This window comes from Mycobacterium asiaticum (assembly GCF_001673635.1).
In the GTDB taxonomy this organism is placed as follows: domain Bacteria; phylum Actinomycetota; class Actinomycetes; order Mycobacteriales; family Mycobacteriaceae; genus Mycobacterium; species Mycobacterium asiaticum_C.
In genome coordinates, this window is sequence record NZ_LZMH01000038.1 from 18873 (window position 1) to 34875 (window position 16003).

The 16003-nt window shown below is 67.5% G+C and carries 18 protein-coding genes; 11 read left to right on the plus strand and 7 right to left on the minus strand.

The features are described from left to right. Positions 1-31: 31 nt before the first annotated feature. From A5645_RS11350 to A5645_RS11360, 3 genes are read left to right on the plus strand one after another with little or no spacing between them, the layout of a single operon-like run. Positions 32-763 carry a phosphotransferase gene (locus tag A5645_RS11350; RefSeq protein ID WP_065129557.1) on the plus strand — a complete coding sequence of 244 codons (732 nt, stop codon included), beginning with the start codon at positions 32-34 and terminating at the stop codon, positions 761-763. A gap of 59 nt (positions 764-822) precedes the next feature. Further along, positions 823-2373 carry an MBL fold metallo-hydrolase gene (locus A5645_RS11355; protein ID WP_065129558.1) on the plus strand — a complete coding sequence of 517 codons (1551 nt, stop codon included), beginning with the start codon at positions 823-825 and terminating at the stop codon, positions 2371-2373. A 5-nt stretch (positions 2374-2378) separates the two neighbouring features. Further along, on the plus strand, positions 2379-2708 hold the full coding sequence (locus A5645_RS11360) for a hypothetical protein (protein WP_081288296.1): 330 nt from the start codon (positions 2379-2381) through the stop codon (positions 2706-2708). On the opposite strand, the gene A5645_RS11365 is transcribed toward A5645_RS11360, so the two are convergent. Beyond that, complete coding sequence (locus A5645_RS11365; protein WP_065129559.1) at positions 2705-4285, minus strand: phytoene desaturase family protein; 1581 nt, start codon at positions 4283-4285, stop codon at positions 2705-2707. The genes A5645_RS11360 and A5645_RS11365 overlap by 4 nt on opposite strands. A gap of 87 nt (positions 4286-4372) precedes the next feature. Then, the gene (locus A5645_RS11370; RefSeq protein WP_065036180.1) at positions 4373-4984 is read right to left on the minus strand and encodes a TetR/AcrR family transcriptional regulator; all 612 of its coding nucleotides are present in this window, start codon (positions 4982-4984) and stop codon (positions 4373-4375) included. 88 nt (positions 4985-5072) lie between these two features. On the opposite strand from A5645_RS11370, the gene A5645_RS11375 reads away from it, so the two are divergent. Further along, entirely contained in the window at positions 5073-5576 is a 504-nt protein-coding gene (locus tag A5645_RS11375) for a DUF2834 domain-containing protein (protein WP_065036179.1), read from the plus strand. Positions 5577-5592: 16 nt separating this feature from the next. Here the strand turns inward: A5645_RS11375 and serS are convergent, their stop codons facing one another. Continuing rightward, positions 5593-6849, minus strand: coding sequence for a serine--tRNA ligase (serS, locus tag A5645_RS11380; protein WP_065129560.1), 1257 nt, complete (start codon positions 6847-6849; stop codon positions 5593-5595). Between the two features lie 87 nt (positions 6850-6936). Here serS and A5645_RS11385 point away from each other — a divergent pair, with 87 nt between their 5' ends. Genes A5645_RS11385 through A5645_RS28660 form a run of 3 tightly spaced genes read left to right on the plus strand, consistent with a single transcriptional unit; the run spans position 6937 to position 9008 of the window. Further along, positions 6937-8391 carry a septum formation family protein gene (locus A5645_RS11385; RefSeq protein ID WP_436405487.1) on the plus strand — a complete coding sequence of 485 codons (1455 nt, stop codon included), beginning with the start codon at positions 6937-6939 and terminating at the stop codon, positions 8389-8391. 4 nt (positions 8392-8395) lie between these two features. Continuing rightward, positions 8396-8743, plus strand: a complete 348-nt coding sequence (locus tag A5645_RS11390) for a metallopeptidase family protein (RefSeq protein ID WP_065129561.1) — start codon at positions 8396-8398, stop codon at positions 8741-8743. 52 nt (positions 8744-8795) lie between these two features. Further along, positions 8796-9008: a hypothetical protein gene (locus A5645_RS28660; protein WP_081288294.1), complete on the plus strand. Its 213-nt coding sequence runs from the start codon at positions 8796-8798 to the stop codon at positions 9006-9008. Here A5645_RS28660 and A5645_RS11395 read toward each other — a convergent pair. Then, positions 8985-9674, minus strand: coding sequence for a histidine phosphatase family protein (locus A5645_RS11395; protein WP_065036634.1), 690 nt, complete (start codon positions 9672-9674; stop codon positions 8985-8987). The genes A5645_RS28660 and A5645_RS11395 overlap by 24 nt on opposite strands. Further along, positions 9671-10639 (minus strand): prephenate dehydratase, encoded by a 969-nt coding sequence (gene pheA / locus A5645_RS11400; RefSeq protein ID WP_065129562.1) that lies wholly within the window; start codon positions 10637-10639, stop codon positions 9671-9673. The genes A5645_RS11395 and pheA overlap by 4 nt, the downstream gene beginning before the upstream one ends. 72 nt (positions 10640-10711) lie before the next feature. On the opposite strand from pheA, the gene A5645_RS11405 reads away from it, so the two are divergent. The 3 genes from A5645_RS11405 to A5645_RS11415 all read left to right on the plus strand — a co-directional run bounded on the left by A5645_RS11405 (position 10712) and on the right by A5645_RS11415 (position 13441). Continuing rightward, a complete protein-coding gene (locus A5645_RS11405; RefSeq protein ID WP_065129563.1) occupies positions 10712-11512 on the plus strand; it encodes a DUF2470 domain-containing protein in 801 nt (266 codons plus the stop codon). Positions 11513-11556: 44 nt separating this feature from the next. Beyond that, positions 11557-12705 carry an LCP family protein gene (locus A5645_RS11410; protein ID WP_065129564.1) on the plus strand — a complete coding sequence of 383 codons (1149 nt, stop codon included), beginning with the start codon at positions 11557-11559 and terminating at the stop codon, positions 12703-12705. A gap of 190 nt (positions 12706-12895) precedes the next feature. Further along, positions 12896-13441 (plus strand): ferritin, encoded by a 546-nt coding sequence (locus A5645_RS11415; RefSeq protein ID WP_065129565.1) that lies wholly within the window; start codon positions 12896-12898, stop codon positions 13439-13441. A gap of 10 nt (positions 13442-13451) precedes the next feature. Here the strand turns inward: A5645_RS11415 and A5645_RS11420 are convergent, their stop codons facing one another. Both A5645_RS11420 and A5645_RS11425 read right to left on the minus strand, forming a co-directional pair. Next, on the minus strand, positions 13452-14267 hold the full coding sequence (locus tag A5645_RS11420; RefSeq protein WP_065129566.1) for a glycerophosphodiester phosphodiesterase: 816 nt from the start codon (positions 14265-14267) through the stop codon (positions 13452-13454). A gap of 4 nt (positions 14268-14271) precedes the next feature. Then, on the minus strand, positions 14272-15309 hold the full coding sequence (locus A5645_RS11425; RefSeq protein WP_081288295.1) for a DUF4328 domain-containing protein: 1038 nt from the start codon (positions 15307-15309) through the stop codon (positions 14272-14274). Positions 15310-15846: 537 nt separating this feature from the next. Here A5645_RS11425 and A5645_RS28135 point away from each other — a divergent pair. Next, complete coding sequence (locus A5645_RS28135) at positions 15847-15999, plus strand: hypothetical protein (protein WP_167659592.1); 153 nt, start codon at positions 15847-15849, stop codon at positions 15997-15999. The last annotated feature ends 4 nt before the right edge of the window (positions 16000-16003 follow it).

The window sequence follows — 16003 nt, forward strand, 5'->3', positions numbered from 1 at the left end:
AAACCGGACGTGCGACGAGACGGGATCATCGGTGAGCTACCCAGCTGATTTCCCGCCCGCGGCGGTGCCCGCGGTGGTGCGCCGGCTGGCGGCCGGCAGACCGGTGCGCGCGGTCTGGCGCAACGAGTTGGGCGATGTCACTTTCCGGGTGGATTCGGGGGCCGAGTTCATCAAGGTGGGCGCCGAGTACTCGATCGATTTCACCGCCGAGGCACAGCGGCTGAGCTGGGCGGGGCGGTATATCCCGGTGCCGCCGGTGCTGGATTTCGGGGTCGACGACGGCTGCGCGTGGCTGCGCACCCTCGGTCTGCCGGGGCTGTCCGCGGTGCACCCGCGCTGGCAGGCGGAGGCGGCCGTAGCGGTCCGGGCGATCGCGGTCGGGTTACGCACCATGCACGATGCGTTGCCGGTGTCGTCGTGCCCGTTCGATTGGTCGGTGGCGAGCCGGTTGCCGCTGTTGCACCCGGCGCACCGGGCGAACCTTCCCGATCCGCCGCCGATCGATCGGCTGGTGGTGTGCCACGGCGACGCGTGCGCCCCCAACACACTGATCGACGAAACGGGGCGCTACCGCGGACATGTCGACCTCGGCGACCTGGGCGTGGCCGATCGATGGGCGGATCTCGCGGTGGCCACCCTTTCGCTGAGCTGGAACTACCCCGGCCACGACTGGGCGGCGGAGTTCTTCAACGCCTACGGCATCGCACCGGATCCGGTCCGGATCGACTACTACCGGCGGCTGTGGCAAGACCCGGACCTTTGACGCCAGCTAAACTCGGGGCGAACTCCCAGCGTCTTCTCAACGGTATTTGAAGGGTATTTGTGCAGGTCACCAGCGTCGGCCACGCCGGCTTTCTAATCCAAACCCGGGCGGGCAGCATCCTGTGCGACCCGTGGGTGAACCCGGCGTACTTCGCGTCGTGGTTCCCATTCCCGGACAACAGCGGGCTGGACTGGGACGCGCTGGGCGACTGCGACTACCTGTACGTGTCGCATCTGCACCGGGACCACTTCGACGCCCAGCTGCTGACCGCGCATGTGAACAAGGACACGGTCGTGCTGCTGCCCGACTTCCCGGTACCCGACCTGCGCAGTGAACTGGAGAAGCTGGGGTTTCACCGGTTCTTCGAGACCACGGATTCGGTGCAGCACCAGCTGTCGGGCCCCAAGGGCGATCTCGACATCATGATCATCGCGTTGCGCGCCCCCGCCGACGGCCCGATCGGCGACTCGGCGCTGGTGGTTTCCGATGGCGACACCACGGTGTTCAACATGAACGACGCGCGGCCGGTCGACCTGGACATCCTGGCCGCCGACTTCGGTCAAATCGACGTGCACCTGCTGCAGTATTCGGGCGCGATCTGGTACCCGATGGTCTACGACATGCCGGCCCGCGCCAAGGAGGCGTTCGGCACCCAGAAGCGTCAGCGCCAGATGGACCGTGCCCGCCAGTACATCGCCCAGGTCGGGGCGACGTGGGTGGTGCCGTCTGCGGGCCCGCCGTGCTTCCTGGATCCAGACCTGCGGCACCTCAACGACGACAGCGGCGATCCGGCGAACATCTTCCCCGACCAGATGGTCTTCCTGGATCAGATGCGCCGCCACGGTCAGGACGGCGGATTGCTGATGATGCCGGGTTCGGTCGCGGACTTCACCGGTTCGGCGCTGAACTCGCTGACCCATCCCCTGCCCACAGATGAGGTCGAGGCGATCTTCAGCACCGGCAAGGCGGCCTACATCGCCGACTACGCCGAGCGGAAGGCGCCCGTCCTGGCCGCCGAGAAGGCCGGCTGGGCCGCGGCGGCCGGAGAGCCGCTGCTCGAACCGCTGCGGGCGCTGTTCGAGCCGATCATGTTGGGCAGCAACGAAATCTGTGACGGCATCGGCTACCCGGTGGAACTGGTGATCGGTCCCGAGACGGTGGTCCTGGACTTCCCCAAACGAGCGGTGCGGGAACGCATTGCGGACGAGAAGTTCCGCTACGGATTCGCGATCGCACCCGAGTTGGTGCGCACGGTGCTCCGCGACAACGAGCCGGACTGGGTCAACACCATCTTTCTGTCCACCCGCTTCCGGGCCTGGCGCGTCGGCGGTTACAACGAATACCTGTACACCTTCTTCAAGTGCCTCACCGACGAGCGGATCGCATACGCCGACGGGTGGTTCGCCGAAACCCACGACGACTCCGCGTCGATCACCATGGACGGCTGGGAGATTCAGCGACGGTGTCCCCATCTGAAGGCCGACCTGTCGAAATTCGGTGTGATCGAGGGCGACACGCTGACCTGCAACCTGCACGGGTGGCAGTGGCGGCTGGCCGACGGCCGCTGCCTGACCACGCGCGGGCACGAATTGCGGAGCAACCGGGCATGACCACGATGGCCGATAGGTGCTACGACGACGGAGTCGTCCAGCTGGACCAGATGGCGATCACGTTGCGCCGCTATCACTTTCCGTCCGGCACGGCGAAGGTGATCGGGCTCGACCAGATCCGGTCGTACAAAGCCGAGCCGCTGGGCCTGTTCACGGTCCGATTCAACGTCTGGGGCAGCCCCGACCTTCGCCGCTGGCTGCCGCTGGACCTGTACCGCCCGCTCAAGTCCACGCTGATCACGCTGGACATACCCGGGTCCAAGCCGGCCTTCACACCCGCGCGTCCCGACGAATTCCTGGCCTGCTTGGAAGAACTGCTGGCCGAACGCCGTTAGAGATCTTCCAGGGCGGCTCGGCCGGCGTTGTATCCGGGCGTAAAGGTGATCCCCGGCCCGCCATGGCAACCGGCGCTGCCGAGATACAGCCCGCGTACCGGAATGGGTTGTCCTATATAGCCTCTCGGGCCTGGCCTGTTCTGGCCTATCTGGTCGGAGTGCAGCAGGCCATGGCAGTAGTCGCCGCCCGGCGCGCCGAACATGACTCCCATGTGCTTGGGGGTGAAGGTGGTGTGCCGAATGATGCTGCGTTCGAAATTCGGTGCCAGACGGGTGATCTTGTCGATGACGCGCTGTCCCATCTCGACCTTGGCCTGGCCGTAACGTCCCTCGTCCTGGGCGCCACCCTCAATCGGGAACCACAGTGCGAATGCCGAAGCGGCGTGCTTGCCCTCCGGTGCCAGATCCGGGTCGTGCACCGACGGGATCTGCAGCACCAGCGTGGGATCGGCCGGCACGATGCCCCGCCGGCAGTCCTCCCACTGCTGCTGAACTTCTTCCGGTGTGCAGAACAGCCCGATGGACGCCTGCATGGTCGGGTCGTTGAGCGCCTCGTAGGGTGCCGCGAATTGCGGCGCCTCTTCGAGGGCGAAGTGCATTTGCAGGTAGCTGCCGCGGTGGTCGATACGCGAGTACCGGTCACGGATCTCCGACGGCAGCACGGCGGGGTCGATGAGATCGTTGAGCGTCACGTCGGGCGCGATCGAAGACACCACGATCGGGGCCGAGAAGGTGTCGCCGCTTTCGGTGCGCACTCCGGCCACCCGGCCGTCCGCGACCAGAATCTCGCCGACCTTGGACCGCAGCCGTACTTCGCCGCCGTTCTCTTCCAGCACTCGCGCCAGATGGGCGGTGAGCGCGCCGATCCCGCCGCGCAGCTTCTTCATCTGCATGAAGTCGCCATCGGGAATCCCCAGCCCGAAGGCCAGCGCGGCGGCGCTGCCCGGAGTCGACGGGCCCCGGTAGAGGGTGTTCACCGCCAGCACCGTCATCGAACCGCGTATAGCCCCGTGCTTTTCCTTGTCCGGGAAGTAGCGGTCCAGCACGTCGGTGACCGAGCCGAACAGCATGTCGTCGATCGCGGAGCGTTCGAATTCGTTTGTGGCGCAGGCATACATCTCGTCGAACGTCTTGGGCAGCGTGCCCGCCTCGAATCGGCCCAGAGCGCGGGTCGGAGCCTGTGCCCACATCAGCAGGCCGCCCATTCCGGCGACTGCGTCCGCTCCGTGCACCTCGTTGAGGTGGGCGAACATTTTCATCGGGTCGCTGTACTGGACCAGCGGGTCGTCCCCGACACCGCGCAGCGCTACTGACATCACCTCGAGGTCGACCGTCGGAATGGTGTCCAGGCCGAGTTCGCTGATGACCTCCAGCGAGGTGGGGAATTGCACCGAACCGGCGATCTCGAAGTGATAGCCGTCGAACAGTTCGACCGTGGAGGACATGCCGCCGGCGTACAGCTTGGCGTCCAGGCACAGGGTCCGCAGGCCCGCCCGTTGCAGCAGCACCGCCGCGGTCAACCCGTTGTGCCCTGCGCCGATGACGATCGCGTCGTATTGGGTGCCAGATTCAGACATGCGCCACCTCCCGGATTGGAGGCTGGCATGCCGGTCAAGTTTTGTCAATTATGACGAAACTTGGCTCGGGGAAGTCCCGTCGGGCGGTCAGTCGGACCAGGTGTCCCCGATGCCCTCGCGCAGCGACTCCAGCGCCAGGTGGCTCATCTTGGCCAGCGCGCCGAGCGTCCGGTCGTCGCCAACCATCCACGCCTCCATCGCCCCGAATACGGCGGCCGCGATGCATCGGCTGATCACCGTAGCGCGTAGCCGAGCTTCGGAGGTGAGTGTGCCTGGACGCCTGCGGCGCTGTAGCTGGACCTGGATCGCGTCGGCCAGATCTGCCTGCACGTCGCGGATGTGCCGGACGATGCGGCCCTGGTCAACCTCACCACCTCGGAGTGCGGCGATCTTGGTGACGGCCTCCACGTCGTAGGGGAACGCGAAGATCGCCGCCTGCACCGAATCGATGACCGGCTCGTCGGCGGGCCGGGCTTCCAGCGCGGCGCGGAACCAGTTCAGGCCGGTGTAATCGGCGAACAGCAGATCATGTTTGGAGTTGAAGTGGCGGTAGAAGGTCCGCAGCGAGACTCCGGCGTCCGCGGCGATCTGTTCGGCCGACGTCTCTTCGACGCCCTGGGCCAGGAACCGCACCACCGCGGCTTGGCGCAGCGCTTCCCGGGTGCGCTCGCTGCGCACCGTCTGAGCTGGGCGGACCATTGCGACAACGTACCAAAAGTTCGAGTTTTTGCTATGCCGGGTTTCGGCAATATTGACAAAACTTTGCCAGGAGCGCGAAACTGCGCGCATGGTGTCTCTCATCGCCCACGCTGTGCTCGGAATCGCCGTCATCCTGTGGATCGTCAAGTCGAATCCGGCGGTCTACGCCAGACCCGCCGACGGACCACTGTTCTCAACCCTGGAAATCGTGTACTACGTCGTCGGTATCGCCTCGATCGCGCTGGGCTGGTACTTCAACATCCGGTTCGTGCAGGGGTACGCACCGCACGGATTCACCGGGGCGCACAACCCGATCTGGGGTCCCGGCAGTTGGACGCAGTACATCCAGTTGATGTTCACCAACCCGGCGGCGGGCTCGGCCAGCCAGGACTACACGATTGCGAATGTGATTCTGCTGCCGCTGTTTTCGATCACCGACGGGTACCGGCGTGGGCTCAAGCGGCCGTGGCTGTACTTCGTCAGCAGCCTGTTCACCAGCTTCGCGTTCGCGTTCGCCTTCTACTTCGCCACCATCGAACGCCAGCGCCGGCACGAACGGTCGGGTCGGCCGGCCGGCGCTCTGGTCTCTTAGCGGGTGCGTGAGCCGGTCAGGCCGGCTCCAGCACCTCGGTGCCGACGTACGGCACCAGCGCGGCGGGGACGCGGACGCTGCCGTCGGGCTGCTGGTGGTTCTCCAGAATCGACACCAGCCAGCGGGTGGTGCCCAGCGTGCCGTTCAGCGTGGCGGCGGTTTGCGGCTTGCCGTTGGCATCGCGGTAGCGCGTGGCCAGCCGGCGGGCCTGGAACGTGGTGCAATTCGACGTCGAAGTCAGCTCGCGGTAGGTCGCCTGGGTCGGCACCCACGCCTCGCAGTCGAACTTCCGCGCGGCCGAGGAGCCCAGGTCACCGGCGGCCACGTCGATCACCCGGTACGGCACCTCGATGTGCGCAAGCATCTCGCGCTGCCAGCCCAGCAACCGCTGGTGTTCGGCTTCGGCCTCGTCGGGCCGGCAGTAGACGAAGCCCTCCACCTTGTCGAACTGATGCACCCGGATGATGCCGCGGGTGTCCTTGCCATAGCTGCCGGCCTCCCGGCGGAAGCAGGACGACCAGCCCGCGTACCGCAGGGGCCCGGCGGACAGGTCGAGGATCTCGTCGGAGTGGTAACCCGCCAGTGGCACCTCGGAGGTGCCGACCAGGTAGAGATCGTCGGCCTCCAGCCGGTACACCTCGTCGGCGTGCGCGCCCAGAAAGCCCGTCCCGGACATCACCTCGGGGCGCACCAGGACCGGCGGGATCATCGGGATGAAGCCGTTGTCGACCGCCACTCGCAGCGCCAGTTGCAGCAGACCGAGCTGTAATAAGGCGCCGCGGCCGGTCAAGAAGTAGAACCGCGAACCGGAAACCTTCGCGCCCCGCTGCATGTCGATGAGACCCAGCGATTCGCCCAGTTCGAGGTGGTCCTTGGGGTCGGTCAGCGCCGGCGGTTCGCCGACGACCTCGAGGACCGCGTAATCGTCCTCTCCCCCGGCCGGAACGCCGTCGATGACAACGTTGGAGATCGCCATGTGCGCGGCCGTCAGCGCCGTCTCGGCCGCGGCCCGGTCCGCCTCGGCGGCCTTCACCTGCTCGGCGAGATCCTTCGCGCGTTCCAGCAACGCCGGACGCTCCTCGGCCGAAGCCGCACCGACGCTCTTGCTCGCGGCCTTCTGCTCGGCGCGCAGCGCGTCGGCGGTCGCGATTGCCGCCCGGCGTGCGGCGTCGGCGCTCAACAGCTCATCCACCAGCGCCGGGTCTTCGCCGCGGCTTCGTTGGGAGCGTCGTACGGCGTCGGGGTCCTCGCGGAGCAGCTTCAGGTCGATCACGGCCGCAAGATTACTTGGGTCGCCCGCCCGGTCTCACATCAGCAACATTGGTAACGCTGCCCATTCGCGCCTGTCAGAATGGAGCCGATGTTGGACGAGCGAGACGAAAAGCCCGACCACGACGCCACCGGCGCCGAGGCGGACGAGCCGTCGACCGAAGCGACGCCGGACGAGCCCGGCGCCGTTGAGGCGACCCAGGATGTGGCCGAGCACGAAACCGCCGAGGACTTCGAAGAGGACCCGGCCGAGGACGTGGACCTGGTCGACGACGAGGACGCGGGCGCCGCGTCGGGCGGGTTCCGCTGGCCGCGGGGGTTGCAGGCGTCGGCGACCCGACGCGGGCTGCTGTTGACGGCCCTGGGTGGTCTGCTGATCGCCGGGCTGGTCACCGCGCTGCCTTCCGTCGGCACCGGCCCGGGGCGGCTAGCCGGTTACATCGACAGTGATCCGGTGCCCAGCACCGGGTCCAAGAGCAATGCCGCGTTCAGCCGCGCCGTCAGCGGGGACTGCCTCAACTGGCCGGACGGCACACCGGAGTCGGCGACCATCGTCAGTTGCGCCGATGACCACCGCTTTGAGGTCGCCGAGTCTGTCGACATGCGGACGTTCCCTGGCGCCGAATACGGCCCCACCGCCCCGCCGCCGTCACCGGCCCGCATCCAGCAGATCAATACCGAACAGTGCGAGCCCGCGGTCCGCCGCTACCTCGGCCCAAAGTTCGACCCCAACAGCAAGTTCACCGTGAGCATGCTGTGGTCCGGTGACCGCGCCTGGCGGCAGGCCGGTGAGCGCCGCATGCTGTGCGGTCTGCAGCTGCCCGGCCCGAACAACCAGCAGGTCGCCTTCAAGGGCAAGGTCGCCGAGATCGACCAGTCGAAGGTGTGGCCGGCCGGCACCTGTCTGGGCATCGACTCGACCACAAACCAGCCGGTCGACGTTCCGGTCGACTGTGCGGCGCCACATGCGATGGAAGTCACCGGCACCGTCAACCTGGGCGAGAGGTTCCCCAACGCGCTGCCCCCCGAGGCCGAGCAGGACGGGTTCATCAAGGACGCCTGCACCAAGATGACCGACGGCTACCTGGCACCCGTCAAGCTGCGCACCACCACCCTGACCCTGATCTACCCCACGGTGTCGCTGCCCAGTTGGTCGGCGGGTAGCCGCGAGGTCGCGTGCAACATCGGCGCGACGCTGGGCAACGGCGGCTGGGCCACCCTGGTGAACAGCGCCAAGGGCCAGCTGCTGATCAACGGTCAGGCGCCCGTGCCGCCGCCCGACATCCCGCAGGAGCGGCTCACGCTGCCGCAGATCCCGGTTCAGGTGCCGACTCAGCAGCCGTCGGCGCCGTCGCAGCAGACGCCGAGCACACCGCCGGGCAATCAGCATTTGCCCAACCAGCAGCCGGTGGTGACGCCTACCCGGGAGCCGTCCGCGCCCGCGCCCCAGGCACCCGCGCCCCAGGGACCACCGCCAGCACCGGACGGCGGCGCGCCGCCGCCGGCTGACAATCCACCACCCGCCGAGCCGGCACCGGTGAACTGACGCCGTGGCCGTGCGGATGGACCCGCAGCGTTTCGACGAGCTGGTCTCCGACGCCCTCGACCTCATTCCCGAAGAACTGACGGCCGCGATGGACAACGTTGTGGTTCTGGTCGCCGACCGGCATCCAGAGGGAGACCTGTTGGGTTTGTACGAAGGTGTGGCGCTCACCGAGCGGGACTCTGACTACGCGGGCGCGCTTCCGGACACGATCACCATCTTCCGCGACACGCTCCTGGACGTGTGCGACTCGGAGGACGACGTGGTGGATCAGGTCGCGATCACGGTGATCCACGAGATCGCACACCATTTCGGCATCGACGACGACCGGCTCGATGAGCTGGGCTGGGCCTGATTGGTCCGGCGTTGCTCCCCCACTTGTCCGTGTGGAGTGCTATGAACGGCTTATGAGCACAGGCTGCCGCGACTGCCAGGCAGGCTTAGATCACTGCCACGGCACCGTCATTCGTCATTGGCTGGGCAGGCCGGAATGTACCGACCCGGACTGCGTTGCCCCCGAACTGTTCACCCACACCTTCGTGGTCGACTGCGATGCAGTCGGCTGCACCTGCGTGGAAACGACCACCATCATCGGCTCAACCCATCGGGTCGGTGCTTGACGCGACAGCGTCCTGCACCGGCGTGGCGCCGGGCTCGGGATAAAACGGCGGCGTCAGGTTCCCCCACCGCACGCAGCTCCACCGTCCGTCGGTGATCGGCGCCAGCACCACCGACTCGGCATTGTCCAACGGGTTGTCCAACACGAAGCTGCCGTCCACTCCGGCCAGCACCGCCGAAGCCAGGCGGATCGCCGCGCCGTGGCTGACCACCACGATGTCGCCATCCCAACCGTCGTCGTCCAGATAGCGCATCCGCAGCTCGGTCAGCACCGGCACGTACCGGTCCAGCACCTCGTCAGCGCTTTCACCGCCGGGTAGCGCCACGTGCCGCTCGCCGAGGTGCCACCGCTTGTAGATGGCGTTGAACTCGGCGACCGCGTCGTCGTCGTTGCGGTTCTCCAGCTCGCCGACCTGCACCTCGTGAATGCCGCCCAGCGCGACGGGAGGCAGCTCGAACTGCGCGGCTATCACCTGCGCCGTCTCGGAGGCCCGGATGGCTACCGAATGGGCCAGCATCGCCGGCCGGCTGGCCCCGCCGCGCGCGAACGCCCGAGCCTGATCCCTGCCCAGCGGTGTCAGTGCGGCCCCCGGCGGACGGGTGTCCAGCCTGCGCTCGACGTTGCCGTAGGACTGTCCATGCCGAAGCAGTACCAGTCGGCCACTCATTGCTGCCCTTCCCCCACGTTCACGGCCGGATCCGGTCTGCCCTCCCGCAGCGCCGTCAGCCAACTCGAAGCCTCATCCGAAGAAGGCGGCGGCACCCCCGCGGGCCGGCCCGTGGGCCAGGAACCCAGGTAACGCACCTCCGCGCAACGGCGGTGCAGCGCCTTCAATGCCTCGGCGACGGCGTCGTCGTCGATATGTCCCACGCAGTCCACGAAAAACCGGTAGGTGCCCAAACTGGTGCGCGTGGGCCGGGATTCGATGCGGGTCAGGTCGATGCCCCGCATCCCGAACTCGGTCAGCGCCAACAGGAGCGCCCCCGGCGCGTTCTCGATACGCAGCACCGCCGAGGTGCGATCCGCCCCGGTTCGCGCCGGCGGCGGCCCGGGTGGACCGATCAGGACGAACCGCGTGCGAGCGCCGGCCTCGTCGACCACACCCTCGGCGATCGCCGCCAGCTTCCAGTGGACGGCAGCCAGCGGAGACGTCACCGCGGCGTCGACCTCCCCGTCGGCCGCCTGGCGCGCGGCGTCGGCATTGGAGTAGGCGGGTCGCAGTTCGGCACCGGGCAGGTGGGCGGCCAGCCACTGCCGTACCTGCGCTGCGGCCACCGGGAACGCTGCCACGGTGCGCACACCGGTCGCGTCGCGGCCGGGTTGAACGGCGATGCTGAATGCCACATCCAGCGTGGTCTCGGCGAAGATCTGCAGCGGCGAACCGATAGCCAGGCTGTCCAGCGTGGAGGCCAGTGAGCCGTCGATGGAGTTCTCGATCGGCGCACAGGCGTAGTCCGCCGCTCCGCCCCGCACCGCATCCAGTGCGGCGGGTGTGCTCTCTACCGGGACCCGCTGCACAGCACCGGACTGAAGGTCGGGCTCGCAGCCGGGAACGAGCCCGGCGGCCATCATCTGGAGCAACGCCGCCTCGGTGAAGGTCCCTTCCGGACCGAGATAAGCGATGCGGGCCACGTCACAACCCTAACGGCGGTCCGGCTCTTGCGGCCTTACCAGCCCTAAGTTACCTTAGCCTTACCTAATTTAATGGAGGTAAGCGTGCTACCGGTCACACACCCTACGCCGACCACTGCCGAGCGGATTCGCAGCGCATGTGTCCGGGCCGGCGGGGCACTGCTCGCCGTCGAGGGTGAGGATCCGGTGGCCACGCCGGTGCATCACCTGATGCACGACGGCACCTTCGCCGTCGCGGTTTCCCGCGAGCACGCCGATCCCGATGAGCTGCCCTGCGGAACGCAAGCGCTGCTCGAGTTGACGGACTATGCGCCGCTGCCGCTGCGCGAACCCGTGCGGTCGCTGGTGTGGGTACGCGGGCGGTTGCACCAGATCCCACCCGGCGTTGTGACCAAAGTGCTCGACCTGATCGCCGCAGAGAACCCCGCCGCGGTACTGCTGCAGATCCAGACGCCGAAGTCCGGTCCCGTCGAAGCGGACGACCCGCGCTACACGCTGTTGCGCCTGGAAATCGACTCGGTGGTGGTGACCGACGCGACAGGCGCGGAGCCGGTCAGCGTCCACGAACTGCTCGCGGCCCGGCCCGACCCGTTCTGCGAGGTCGAGTCCACCCTGCTGTGGCACCTGACTACCGATCACAACGACGTGGTCGCCCGTCTGGTATCCCGACTGCCGGCGCCGCTGCGGCGCGGGCACGTGCGCCCGCTTGGCCTGGACCGGTACGGGGTGCGGTTTCGCGTCGAGGGAACCGACGGCGACCGCGACATCCGCCTGCCGTTCCACAAGCCCGTCGACGACATGACCGGCCTCAGCCAGGCGATCCGCGTCCTGATGGGCTGCCCGTTCGTCAATGGCCTGCAAGCGCGCCGGTAGCCGGCCGCCGCCCCGGACCGGGCGCGACGACGTACGTTAGCCAGGTGAACGGCGATCGGCCACAGCGGGAACCCCCGCCGGCGATTCGCCGCGCCGTTCGTCCGGCGCCTTCGTCGCGACCACCATCGCGACCACCGTCGCAACCACCGTCACTGGCACCGCCGGCACCGGTCCGGACGCCACCGCCGCCACGACCGGTTCCTCCGAAGCCACGCCGAGAACGCGCCAAGCGCCGGTGGATCCGGACGACGGCGCTGTGCTTGCTGATCCTGTTGCTGCTGGGCACGGCGGGGATCCTTGGCGGGATGCTGTGGTTCGACTCCGCGGTGCATCGACAGACCGTGCTCACCGACTACGCGGGTCGCCCCGCCGCGGGCAGCGGCACCAACTGGCTGCTGGTTGGCTCCGACAGCCGCCAAGACCTCACCCCCGAGCAGCAGCAGGACCTGGCCACCGGCGGCGATGTCGGCACCAGCCGCACCGACACCATCATGCTGGTGCATGTGCCAGGCTTCGGGAGCAGCACACCGACCACCCTGGTGTCGATACCGCGCGACTCCTATGTGCCGATCCCCGATCACGGTCGGGACAAGATCAATGCGGCGTTCGCGATCGGCGGCGCGCCGTTGCTGATACGGACGGTCGAGCAGGCCACCGGCCTGCGTCTCGACCACTACGCCGAGATCGGCTTCGCCGGATTCGCCGTTCTGGTCGACGCGCTCGGCGGGGTGACCGTTTGCCTCACCGAACCGGTCCGCGACCCCCTGGCCGGCCTGGACCTGCCGGCGGGATGCCAGAAGCTGGACGGGCGCGGTGCGCTCGGCTACATGCGGACGCGGGCCACGCCGCGAGCGGATCTGGACCGGATGACCCACCAGCGTCAGTTCATGTCGGAGTTGCTGCACCGCGCCGGCAGCCCAGCGGTTTGGCTCAACCCGTGGCGGTGGTACACCGTTCCGCGCGCGGCGGCCGGCGCGCTGACGGTCGACCGCGGCGACCATGCGTGGGATCTGGCCCGGCTCGGCTGGGCACTGCACGGACCCACGACCCCCATCACGGTCCCGATCGGCGAATTCACCGACAGCGGCGCCGGTGCGGTGGTGATCTGGGACCACGACGCCGCCAGCGAGTTGTTCGACGCGCTGGGAGCCGACCGGCCGGTGCCGGCCGGAGCGATCGACGGACAGCCCTGACTGCTGGGGGACCTAACGCCCCTAACGCCGGATAAATGCGCGTCTGGAAAATTCAACGTAGGCTTCCATAACTTAGGTAACGCTGCCCTGCGCGAGAATACTGTTTCCGCTTGAATTAATTAGGGAACCCTTTCCTGACTAAGTGGAACCTTCGTTGCAGATGCCGTCTGAGCTGCACTAACCTGCAACTATGACCGATTTCGATGGACCAAGAACCAAATTCCATGCATTGATGCAGGAACAAATATTCAATGAATTCACCGCATCACAACAATATGTCGCAATTGCGGTTTATTTCGACGGCGAGGCCCTGCCTCGGCTGGCGAAGCATTTCTACGGCCAGGCGGTCGAGGAACGCAATCACGCGATGATGCTGGTGCAGCACCTGCTCGACCGCGACCTACGCGTGGAAATACCGGGCGCCGACAGCGTGCGCAACCAATTCGATCGGCCGCGGGACGCCCTGGCGCTGGCGCTCGAGCAGGAGCGTGCCGTCACCGACCAGGTCAGCCGGTTGGCCGCGGTCGCCCGCGACGAGGGCGACTATCTGGGCGAGCAGTTCATGCAGTGGTTCCTCAAGGAGCAGGTCGAAGAGGTGGCGCTGATGTCCACCCTGCTGCGCGTCGCCGACCGGGCCGGATCCAACCTGTTCGAGTTGGAGACGTACGTTGCCCGCGAGGTCGAGACGGTATCGGTCGGGTCGGGCGCGCCCCAGGCGGCGGGCGGCCACCTGTAAGACGCGGGGATCACCCGCCGTTGTTCTTGCTGTCCAGCCAGGCCTTGGTGCGGCCGGGGTTGTTCGTGGCGATCCAGGCGACCCCGACCTCTCGGCAGAAGTCGATGTCGGCGTACTCGTCGACCGTCCAGCAGTACACCGACCGGCCTTGCGCGGCGGAACGATCGACCAACTGGGGATAGTCCCGCAACGCCGGCAGCGAAGGCCCCACCGCCGTGGCACCGACGGCGGTGGCGGCGCTGCTGCTCAGGTAGCGCCCGGTCTTGCCCAGCAGCACCGTGGGCAGCATCGGCGCCGATCGCCGCACCCGCCAGACCGCTGCCGCGGAAAAGGACATCACCACCGCGCGGGACCGGTCCGCCGATGGGGGCGAGGCGATACCGAAGCGGTGCAGCAGCGCCAGCAGTTTTGTTTCAACCAGCGACCCATACCGCACCGGGTGTTTGGTTTCGATGAAGATTTTCACCGGGCGGTTCCAATCCAGCACCAGAGCCACCAGCGCGTCCAAGGTCAGCAGGCTGGTGTCACCGTGGGCGCCGTCCGAACGCCAGCTGTCGTGCCAGGCGCCGTAATCCAGCTCGTGCAGCTCGGCCAGCGTCGCGGTGCTGACCAGACCGGCGCCCGTCGAGGTGCGATCCAGCCGGCGGTCGTGCACGCAGACCAGGTGGCCGTCGCGGGTCAGCCGCACATCGCACTCCACCCCGTCGGCGCCTTCCTTGAGGGCCATGTCATAGGCGGCGAGGGTGTGTTCGGGCCGGGCGGATGACGCGCCGCGGTGGGCAACCACGAAGGGGTGGCCAGTCAGGACCTCATCCGCCCGCGTCATAGGCCTATGCTGCCGGTTCCTGTCCCTCCGGCTCAACCGGAGCGGCAGGGACGGGCCGCGCCGGTTGATCAGGTTCTACAACGAGCCAGCGGTGCGCCGGCCGCTCGACCGGCTTGCGCTCGAATCCCTCGAAGACACGCCCGGCGGTGGCCACCGTGAGCGCCGCGACCACGTAGGAGAGCACCACCATCACGGTGTTGTTGGCGATCCCCTGCGCGTCACTGGACAAGCTGGTTGCGATCGCGAACAGCGACACCAGATAGCTGAGCACCCACGCCAGCCACCAAGTGGTGATTGGTCTGCGCAACCGCTCGTAGTGGTCTTCGACCAGTGCGAGCTCGATGACGTACACCGGCGCCATCACCAGGTTGGCGAACGGCAGCAGGCAGCCCGCCCACAAGCGGCGGACCGACCGGTGCTCCGGCAAACCGTGATGGGTGAAGGCGGCGGCACGGCGGGCGATCAGCCACTTGATGAGCACTACGAAGCAGGCCAGCATCGACACCAGCGCGGCCACGCTCGCGGCAATCCCCAACCAGTCCGCGGCACCCGCCACCAGCGAGTTCAGCAGCGTGTTCCGGTTGAAGATCAGCAGCCCGTACCGCACGGTGTAGACCAGGGCCGCGCCACCAAGCACCAACTGGGTGGCGAAGAGCAGAACGCGGACGATCTCGGCGCTGGGTCCGGCTTTGACCGGCGCATCCGTCGGGGTGGGTCCGACGTGGGCCACTCGGTCCGCCAAGCCCCACCGGGGGATGGCGGCATAGCGCGGCGTCGGGCCCAGCGGGCGTCGGGGCCGCCTCGGCGGCGGAGCCGCCCCCGGCCGAACCGCAATCCAGCGGAACCCCGGCGGCAACCGAGGTGGCGTGCGTTGGCCGACCGGTCGGGCGGGTACCGGTCCGGCGGGCGGCCGCCACCGTGGGTCGCCCGGCGGGGCGTCGGGCAACGGTGCCATCAGCGCGCCTCGACAGCGCGGGCACCAGGAGCGCTGTCGTTCGCGCACATTCCACCGCGTGCCGCACTGAGAGCACACCTGGATCACCGGACCAGCCTAACTTGGCCTCGCGGCGATTCGGAGATCCCGGCGGAGCCAGCACAGCGGTCGATACCCGGCCCAGCCGGGGGCGTGACCTACGCCACAGCTAAATAGGACTATCCACAATTTCCACAGGTTTATCCACAATGGGTATGGGTCGGCGATACAGCCTCTATCGGCCAGCTTTTCAAGCGACTGTGGATAACACCCCGGTAACAAAACGCATCAATCGACAGCCCAGCGGTGCCCTGAGCGAAATAGGTCGTCGTGCTTAACAACGCGGATTACCCAATCGCGGCCGGCACCAAACCTGACGGCCGGCCCCGTTGGACCGTGCGCTCCGGCGCCGTCTCCGGCACCCGGCGGCGTTCAGCAAACGCCCTGATCAGAGCCGCGCCAGTGACCAATGTGCGACCGGTTTTCCACTCGGCCAAGTTAGCGTTATGATCGCGAACGCTATACTCGGTTGTGACTCACCTCACGTGTGATCGGTATCAATCGCCATCAAACCGTTGAGGTGAACGTGCAGGTGGAAGGCGTCTGATGGCCACACATTCGTTCGGTCCGGGATCGACACCGTCGAACTCGTACTCGGGGTCGCCTGCCTGGAATCAGGCCTACATGGTCGCCGCCCTGCGGGCCGGCTTGATCGCTCTCGCACTGCTGGGCGTCCTGGCCCTCATCGCGCTTTCCTGACCAC

Excerpts from the sequence above, each read along its gene's own strand:
- A5645_RS11420 (WP_065129566.1), bottom strand. The coding sequence starts at position 14,267 with ATGACGCGGGCGGATGAGGTCCTGACTGGCCACCCCTTCGTGGTTGCC.
- A5645_RS11405 (WP_065129563.1), top strand. The coding sequence starts at position 10,712 with ATGGAGGTAAGCGTGCTACCGGTCACACACCCTACGCCGACCACTGCC.
- A5645_RS11370 (WP_065036180.1), bottom strand. The coding sequence starts at position 4,984 with ATGGTCCGCCCAGCTCAGACGGTGCGCAGCGAGCGCACCCGGGAAGCG.
- A5645_RS11365 (WP_065129559.1), bottom strand. The coding sequence starts at position 4,285 with ATGTCTGAATCTGGCACCCAATACGACGCGATCGTCATCGGCGCAGGG.
- A5645_RS28660 (WP_081288294.1), top strand. The coding sequence starts at position 8,796 with ATGAGCACAGGCTGCCGCGACTGCCAGGCAGGCTTAGATCACTGCCAC.
- A5645_RS28135 (WP_167659592.1), top strand. The coding sequence starts at position 15,847 with ATGGCCACACATTCGTTCGGTCCGGGATCGACACCGTCGAACTCGTAC.
- A5645_RS11360 (WP_081288296.1), top strand. The coding sequence starts at position 2,379 with ATGGCCGATAGGTGCTACGACGACGGAGTCGTCCAGCTGGACCAGATG.
- A5645_RS11415 (WP_065129565.1), top strand. The coding sequence starts at position 12,896 with ATGACCGATTTCGATGGACCAAGAACCAAATTCCATGCATTGATGCAG.
- A5645_RS11395 (WP_065036634.1), bottom strand. The coding sequence starts at position 9,674 with ATGAGTGGCCGACTGGTACTGCTTCGGCATGGACAGTCCTACGGCAAC.
- A5645_RS11375 (WP_065036179.1), top strand. The coding sequence starts at position 5,073 with ATGGTGTCTCTCATCGCCCACGCTGTGCTCGGAATCGCCGTCATCCTG.
- A5645_RS11385 (WP_436405487.1), top strand. The coding sequence starts at position 6,937 with ATGTTGGACGAGCGAGACGAAAAGCCCGACCACGACGCCACCGGCGCC.